The organism is Flavicella sp., assembly GCF_037132785.1.
Lineage (GTDB): Bacteria > Bacteroidota > Bacteroidia > Flavobacteriales > Flavobacteriaceae > Flavicella.
Window position 1 is genome coordinate 1 of the sequence record NZ_JBAHZZ010000102.1, and the last position, 8,240, is coordinate 8,240.

At 31.8% G+C, this 8,240-nt stretch carries 7 protein-coding genes and 2 pseudogenes; 3 read left to right on the forward strand and 6 right to left on the reverse strand.

What is annotated here, in order from left to right:
- Nucleotides 1-110: pseudogene (locus V5787_RS06900) on the forward strand (IS30 family transposase); the annotation flags it as partial.
- A gap of 49 nt (nucleotides 111-159) precedes the next feature.
- Here V5787_RS06900 and V5787_RS06905 read toward each other — a convergent pair.
- From V5787_RS06905 to V5787_RS06925, 5 genes and pseudogenes are all read right to left on the reverse strand, one after another.
- A pseudogene (locus tag V5787_RS06905) lies at nucleotides 160-327 on the reverse strand (transposase); the annotation flags it as partial.
- Nucleotides 328-511: 184 nt separating this feature from the next.
- Entirely contained in the window at nucleotides 512-1,411 is a 900-nt protein-coding gene (locus V5787_RS06910) for a DUF3078 domain-containing protein (protein WP_336892524.1), read from the reverse strand.
- 31 nt (nucleotides 1,412-1,442) lie between these two features.
- Nucleotides 1,443-1,949, reverse strand: a complete 507-nt coding sequence (locus V5787_RS06915) for a DUF2480 family protein (protein ID WP_336892525.1) — start codon at nucleotides 1,947-1,949, stop codon at nucleotides 1,443-1,445.
- Nucleotides 1,950-1,973: 24 nt separating this feature from the next.
- Nucleotides 1,974-2,294, reverse strand: a complete 321-nt coding sequence (locus V5787_RS06920; RefSeq protein ID WP_336892526.1) for an iron-sulfur cluster assembly protein — start codon at nucleotides 2,292-2,294, stop codon at nucleotides 1,974-1,976.
- A gap of 82 nt (nucleotides 2,295-2,376) precedes the next feature.
- The gene (locus V5787_RS06925) at nucleotides 2,377-2,802 is read right to left on the reverse strand and encodes a SufE family protein (protein WP_336892527.1); all 426 of its coding nucleotides are present in this window, start codon (nucleotides 2,800-2,802) and stop codon (nucleotides 2,377-2,379) included.
- A gap of 98 nt (nucleotides 2,803-2,900) precedes the next feature.
- On the opposite strand from V5787_RS06925, the gene V5787_RS06930 reads away from it, so the two are divergent.
- Together V5787_RS06930 and V5787_RS06935 are read left to right on the forward strand one after the other, a co-directional pair.
- Nucleotides 2,901-3,839: a PfkB family carbohydrate kinase gene (locus V5787_RS06930; RefSeq protein ID WP_336892528.1), complete on the forward strand. Its 939-nt coding sequence runs from the start codon at nucleotides 2,901-2,903 to the stop codon at nucleotides 3,837-3,839.
- Nucleotides 3,840-3,888: 49 nt separating this feature from the next.
- Nucleotides 3,889-5,784: an amidophosphoribosyltransferase gene (locus tag V5787_RS06935; protein WP_336892529.1), complete on the forward strand. Its 1,896-nt coding sequence runs from the start codon at nucleotides 3,889-3,891 to the stop codon at nucleotides 5,782-5,784.
- Nucleotides 5,785-6,136: 352 nt separating this feature from the next.
- Here the strand turns inward: V5787_RS06935 and V5787_RS06940 are convergent, their stop codons facing one another.
- Nucleotides 6,137-7,345 carry a glycoside hydrolase family protein gene (locus V5787_RS06940; protein ID WP_336892530.1) on the reverse strand — a complete coding sequence of 403 codons (1,209 nt, stop codon included), beginning with the start codon at nucleotides 7,343-7,345 and terminating at the stop codon, nucleotides 6,137-6,139.
- Nucleotides 7,346-8,240: the final 895 nt, after the last annotated feature.

Below are 8,240 nucleotides of genomic sequence, written 5' to 3' on the forward strand. Positions count from 1 at the left end.
TAAAACAACTCCAAATTATTCAAGAAAAACTAAATAATAGACCTAGAAAGATACTTGGATATAAAACACCAAAAGAAATGATGGATATTGAACTTAAAATTGTAGCTTAGTAACATCATAAAACTAAAACGTTTTGTTGCGTTACAACTTTGAATCCAAGTAACAATGGTATCTATATCCTGACTTTTCACATCCTTTGGTCTGTCCACATTTTATACAAGTAAACCCATCTTGCCATTTTATTTTGGCTAAATAAGCCTTACAAGCTTCATCATTTGGTAATTCTTTTATAAAACTCAGTATATTTTGACCTTGAAAAACATCCATATCTGTTATATTTAATGACACTAATATACAGAAGCTAAATGACTAACTCAGCGAATTTATTATCAACCACTCTGAAATTCATTTGGTGTAATTAAAAGAGAGGAAGACGTTTCAGTAAAATGTAATCACAAAAAACCCCTTTGAAGTTTATTCAAAGGGGTTTTTTTATAGTATTGTTTGTGGATTAAAAGATATAACTGATTCCAATACCAAAAGTTTCTTTTACTTGAAATCCTTGGTAAGCATTGTCGTCATAAACTCCTTGAAAAGTTAAGTTGGTAGAAAACACATCGTTAATTTTCATAATTAAGTTCATTGTGTAGTCTATATCAACATTTTGGGGTTTACTAATATAATCACTAAATAAAGTAAGGATATTTTCCATTGAGATGTTTTCCATTAAGTTTATTCGGTAGTATCCACGAAGATTCATACCAAATTCATATCGCATATTTTCTCCAGGATCTACGCCATAAGTTTCCATCTCGTTACTTGATATAAAATCACCATCAATTAAAGTAAAAATTTCTCCTGATAAGAAGGTAAATTTAGAAGTAACAGGAGCTAAGTTGACAGATAAATTGTCGCTTTTTTTCCAGAAAAAACCAGGACCAAAACTTAAATAAGCAGGTTTGAAAAATCCAGAAACAGGGAAGTCTTTGTTGTTACCCGTTCCAGTATAATCACTACTAAAATTATTACCGTTAAGAAACTGAGTTTTAAAGTTATTAAAGAAAGATACATTCCAGTATTTCGTTATTTGTTTCCCTAAAATAGAGTTCAATTCTAATCTGTCATCTGTTTTTTTAGTGTCTTCACCCGCTACAGCAGAAATTCCTATAGTAGCAATTAATTTGTTATCAAATACCCATCCGTTTTTTGAGTAATTAAAATCGTAGTTGAAATTTGCATTTCCAGAGAACGCATTGTCCCCACCTGGTTGCCAGTTAGAAAAAGCAGATTGGTTCATCAATAAAGTTATTTTGCCAGTCGTTTTCCAGCTACCATCTTTTTTGGCGTCTTCATCTTGAGCAAATAAAATTGTATTTGTTAATAAAACAGTAAAAAGTAATATTTTTTTCATCATCATTTTTTTTAAAAAGTCAAAGGTACTATTATTTTGGCTTTTTGAAAAGCGGAACGGTAGAACATGCTTCTCCATACATGATAGAATTAGCAATTGGCAGTATTTTTTCAATCAACTGTGTATATGCGCTTGTGGGTATCGGTTTATTGGCACAACCTTTTATAATTACCGGTTTGTCTTTAATGTGGTCCGTGTCAAAATTATCTATGATTTTTTGATAGATAGAGCTTTCTAGCAGGTTAAGGTCTCCAACGACAATATGTTTTGTAAAAGGAGCTGCTTTTGTGGTAATTAATAAATAAGCCCATGATGGAATCACCGCATCAGCAGTACAGGTTAAAGCTACGTAACAGTTAGATAATGAACTCCAATCGAACTGTTCCAACGATTCTCTAAAATCTTTTTCTTTTAAGATTAGTTCCTGAAATAACCATTTTTTTATATCAAACAACACACGATCTCCTTTTGGGTAATAGTCTTCAAGGTCTATGGTGACTAATTTGCTATTAGTAACTTTATTTATAATCTCTTCCATTGTTTGATGAGTTCTTTTAAAGAGTTATAGAAATCCTAGTTCTAGTTTTGCTTCTTCACTCATCATGTCTTGAGTCCAAGTAGGGTCAAAAGTAATTTCAACCTCAGCGTTGTCAATTTCTTCCAATTCTTTAACTTTATCTTCTACTTCTTTAGGAAGTGTTTCTGCAACTGGGCAGTTGGGTGATGTTAAAGTCATTAGTATTTTGGCTTCTTTATTTTCGTTTACCATTACGTCATAAATCAATCCTAATTCGTAAATGTCCACAGGGATTTCGGGGTCAAAAATGGTTTTTAAAACCTGAACAATTTTTTCTCCTATGTCTGTAATTTGAGATTCTTCCATCTTAAATATTTATTTTGTTTTCGAATAGTTCAAAGATACGAATTATAGTTCTTTAAACTTTGTTTGATATTCGTGCTATAACTTATGAGTTAACTTTAGTTTGAAAAGCGAGTGCGTATAGTTTTATTTGTTTGATCATTGAAACCAATCCATTCGCTCTAGTAGGTGATAAATGCTCTTTTAATTCAATTTGGTCAATAAAAGTCATATCCGCCTTAATAATATCTGCAGGTGTCTGTTCGTTAAAAACACGTAAAAGCAAGGCCACAATCCCTTTTGTAAGGATTGCATCGCTTTCAGCAGTAAAGTATAAGGTGTCGTTTTTAAGTTCAGAATGAAGCCAAACTTTTGATTGACAACCTCTGATTAAATTCTCATCTTTTTTAAATTCGTCATCTATAATCGCTAATGATTTTCCAAGATCAATTATGTATTCATACCGCTCCATCCAATCTTCAAACATAGAAAACTCATCAATAATTTCTTCTTGTATTTCTTTGATAGTCATATTTTAAACTTATTTTTGCAAAGTTATTGAATCATACTGAAGTTTAAAGAATTTTACACAAAAGATTCTGAATTTTTAAAATACTAAAAATCAAGTAAATGAGTAAATTATTAATCGTTGGTACAGTTGCATTTGATGCAATTGAAACACCTTTTGGGAAAACGGATAAAATTTTAGGTGGTGCTGCTACTTATATAGCGTTGTCTGCTGCTAATTTTAAAATTACATCAGGAATTGTGTCTGTTGTTGGTGGAGATTTTCCTCAAGAATATATTGATATGTTAAATGATCGAAATGTAGATACTGAAGGTGTTGAAATTGTTAAAGAAGGAAAAACTTTTTTCTGGTCTGGTAGATATCATAATGATATGAATACAAGAGATACGTTGGCAACAGAATTAAATGTTTTAGAAAATTTTAGCCCTGTTGTTCCTGAAAAGTTTAAAGACGCAAGTATTGTAATGCTTGGAAATTTACACCCATTGATTCAAAATTCTGTTTTAGAACAAATGACAGAAAAACCAAAATTAATAATTTTGGATACGATGAATTTTTGGATGGATATTGCTTTGACTGAATTAAAAGAGGTGATTAAAAAGGTAGATGTAATTACCATTAATGATGAAGAAGCAAGACAATTAAGCGGAGAGTACTCTTTATTAGTTGCGGCTGAGAAAATTCAGGCTATGGGACCAAAATATGTTGTCATTAAAAAAGGAGAACATGGAGCATTATTGTTTCATAAAGAACAAGTTTTCTTTGCACCTGCTTTGCCTTTAGAAGAAGTTTACGACCCTACAGGAGCAGGAGATACTTTTGCAGGAGGGTTCTCTGGGTATCTTGCAAAAACAAAAGACGTCTCTTTTGAAAACATAAAAAACGCTTTGATTCACGGTTCCAATTTAGCCTCCTTTTGTGTAGAAAAATTTGGAACAGAGCGTATGCAAGATGTAACCGATACTGAAATAAATGAACGTTTGTTGAGTTTTAGAAATTTGACAAAATATGAAATGGAAATTCCTTTAAAGAATAAATAATTTAGTACAAACGGAAGTTGATTAATAACTCCAAAAGAGAATTTATATTATGAGTGATGCTATTAAACATGAATGTGGAATTGCAATGGTTCGTTTATTAAAACCGCTAGAGTTTTACAAAGAGAAATACGGATCTGCATTTTACGGAATCAATAAAATGTATCTATTGATGGAAAAGCAACACAATCGCGGACAAGATGGCGCTGGGTTTGCTAGTTTAAAATTTAATGCGAGCCCTGGTTCTCGTTACATCAGTAGAGTTCGTTCAAATCAATCTCAACCTATTCAAGATATTTTTGCGAAAATTAATGACCGCTTAAATCTGGGCTTGAAAGAGAATCCAGACAAGGTGGATGACGTTGCTTGGCAAGAGGAAAACCTTCCTTATATTGGGAATTTGTTTTTAGGGCATGTTCGTTATGGTACTTCTGGTGGAAATAGTATTGAAAATGTACATCCTTTTTTGCGTCAGAGTAACTGGAGACATAAAAATTTAATTGTTGCAGGGAATTTTAATATGACAAATTCTTCTCAGTTATTGGAGGAATTGATCGAATTAGGACAACATCCTAAAGAAAGTACTGATACCGTTACAGTAATGGAAAAAATTGGTCACTTTCTTGACAATGAAGTAGAAAGTTTGTATCAAGAATTAAAAGGTAATGTAAGTAAAAAAGATGCATCTCCTATAATTGCAGAAAAAATTAATATTCAAAGAATTTTAAAAAGAGCCACTAAAAGTTTTGATGGTGGGTATGCTATGGCTGGTTTGTTAGGGCATGGAGATGCTTTTGTAATGAGAGATCCAGCAGGAATTAGACCCGCTTTTTATTATCAAGATGATGAAGTATTGGTTGTCGCTTCTGAACGACCTGTAATTCAAACGGTATTTAACGTGCCTTTAGAATCGGTAAAAGAGTTGGATAGAGGACATGCAATTATTGTGAAAAAATCCGGTAAAATTACAATTGAGCCTATATTGGAACAATTGCCTAAAAAATCTTGTTCTTTTGAGCGAATATATTTTTCTCGCGGGAGTGATGCTGATATTTATAAAGAACGTAAGAATTTGGGGAAAATTATTTTTCCAGAGATATTAAAAAAGATTGATAATAATATCTCTAATACGGTATTCTCTTTTATACCCAATACAGCAGAAACTTCTTTTTATGGAATGAGAGAGGCTGCTGAGGATTTTTTAAATCAACAAAAATTAGAGAAAATATTAAAAGGAAAAAGACAGATTTCTGCTGAGAAACTAAAGGAAATTTTGTCCGAAAGACCTAGAATTGAAAAAATAGCGGTAAAAGATGTTAAGCTAAGAACGTTTATTGCTGATGATAAAAGTCGTGATGATTTAGTCGAGCATGTGTATGATATAACATATGGTGTTGTTAAAAAAGAAGACAATCTTGTTATTATTGATGATAGTATTGTGAGAGGAACTACTTTGAAAAAAAGTATTATTAAAATTTTAGACAGACTTAATCCAAAAAAGATAGTCATCGTTTCTTCTGCTCCTCAAATACGTTATCCCGATTGTTATGGAATTGACATGGCAAAAATCGGTGATTTTATTGCTTTTAGAGCTACTTTGGAATTATTGAAAGACACAGACCAATATCATATTGTTGCTGACGTGTATAAAAAATGTTTAAAACAACGAATCAAAGAAGATGCAGGAATTGAGAATTTTGTAAAAGAAATATACGCTCCATTTACTGCCGTTCAAATTTCGGATAAAATTGCTCAAATGTTGAAAACGCCTTCGATTAAAGCTGGTGTTGAAGTAATTTTTCAAACAATTGAAGGTTTGCATAAGGCTTGTCCAGATCATTTAGGGGATTGGTATTTTAGTGGAGATTACCCTACAAATGGAGGTAAGAGAGTTGTAAATGAAGCTTTCATTAATTTTTACGAAGGAAAAAACAAGAGAGCTTATTAATAAAATTATGCTTGTCTAAAAAGCCTCTTATGCTTGCATAAGAGGCTTTTTTGTGTTTTAAAGTGATTTTTAAATGAGGTAATAATAATTTGGGATATTTTTTATTCAGATAAGCAATAAAAATAGAAGCATAGCCCCATTACGGTTCTGTTTTATAATTAAAGATAAAGGAAATAGAAACTAATATAATCAATCATTTTGATGTTTATTTGGTATTAGTGTAAAGAGAGACTAGAAATATAGGTAGCGAACAGCCACGAGACCCAAGTGTTCGTAGGAGTGAGATGCACTCCGTTTTATTAGGTAGCCCACTTCCCCTAACTGCTGGTCGCTTTATAATTTCAGCTTGCATTTAATTTGTTTTGAGAGGAATATGTACATTAAAAGATGTGCCATCTTTTCTTGGATTAATATTAATTATTGCACAGGCACTATATAATACTTTTGGATTACCATGTTCATCAATTAAAAGTTGTGGACGTTCTAATCGGTCTACTTTAATAGTGTCACCTGTTTTGAGAATGACTTCTTTCTTCATGAAGAAGGAATTATCAGGCTTTGTCCATTTAATACCATCCAAGGATTCTAGTAGTGCAAGCCCAGGTTTTCCCACTGTAATTTTCCCTGTGAAATCTTTAAGTACTACGTAGAATTTTTCATGATCTTTATGATACCATACATAAGGATCTTCACCACTGGCAATGGTTCCATCATCATTACGTATGTCAAACACAAAATTATCTGTTGCAGTAAATGGTCCTGTTGGCGAGTCGGCTATAGCGACGCCATGAATACCTCTCCAGCCAGGATTGTAAAAATTTCCTTTGAAGTATAATAAATATTTTCCATCAGAAGGACGTTTAACAACTGAAGGATTAACTACAATTATGTTGTCAGGTTTAGGTTTTGTTCCTTCAGGTGAGGGTAAGATAATATTATTTGGCTTTACTCTTGTTCTTGGCGATAATATAGGATTGTCAGATCTATTATATTTACCTTTTACTAAATCTTCAAAACTATTGAACTCAATAACTCCAATACGCTGAGTTTGTTGAATTCTGTTACGTTTGGAAACTTTTTCTCCTTTTGAACCTTTAGGCTGAATGCCAGGGTCTTTTGCGCCTACATAATATAAATAATACTTTTTATTGAATTTTTTAATATGTGGATTATGAACCATTTGAGCATCCCATGCTGTTGAGTCCCCTTCTAAAGCTCTTCCTTTCAAAATGATTTTTTGAAATTTAAAATCCCTGTCAGGATATTTGGAAACGGCATATGCAATTTTTGAATGCAATAGCCATGAGTTTTTAAACATAGGAATGGAATCTCCACACTCCCAAGTAGAATAAAGCATATGGTATTTAATATCTTCTCCTTTTATAACACTACCACCCCATACAAATCGGTCTGGGTCGTTCAAAACAGATGGGCCTGAAATAATGTTGCCATCTATTTTTCCATTAATAGGTATCGCCTTAACTTTTAGTGTCTTTTCTTTGTTTTCAGCACAGCTTAAAAAAACAAGTATTAAGCCTAAATTCAATAGTAGTAGTTTCATGTTTTATTCAGTTTAGTGGTTTCAAATTTAGTTAAAACTATGCACTTTAGTGCATTTCTCTTTAGCTTCTGTCTTTTTTATCTTTGTGATATATGAGTTTAAAGAATAAATATTCACACCACTTCAACATTAAAGGTTCATATCGTTTAGAGTACCAAATATAGATTTCTTTACTCTAGAATAATTAGGTATTGCCGACTAGCGTTTTTTAAATGTTTTGATAATTAATTATTAGTGTTTGTTGTTTTTAGTTGCTCTTTCTTTTTAAATAATTTATCCAATGAAATCAAATCCTTAGCTTTGTTGTAGGGATCAGGATGTTACTTAGGGTTTTGTATTTAGAAGTTCAGTATAGATAAAAACTGTTTTCGCGACATGCTATTAGTGCTAAACCTCTGGAGTCAATTAAAAAACAGGATTAAGAAAAAATGAAATACGAATTAAGACTTTTTTGAAATAACTATTTTAAATTCGATTGGAAGTTTGGACTATTTTTACTTTTAATTGTATGTATTCCTATATTTATTCTAGTATTAAATGCAAATGAAACGGGCAACTATAGCTTAATTGGATTGGTCATGTTTTTTTCTGCATTGGTTCCGTTTTTGTTTTTAACGAAGTATGGAAGGGAAAAATCAAGTATACAAACGACTAAAAAATGGAATTATTTGATATTGGCCTTTATAATAGGACTGATATTTAGTGTCCTTTTATATTTTTTAGGAGAAGGTTTATATGGTGGGTCTTATAAGTGCCTCCATTCAATAACTTAACGCAACAAATCTAAATTTATAGATTTGTAAAATGGCAGTAAAAAAACATAGACGACTTACTCGTAAAGAAAGAGTATAAATTGAGACTCTTTTAGATGAAAAAAAATCAAAATCCTACATTG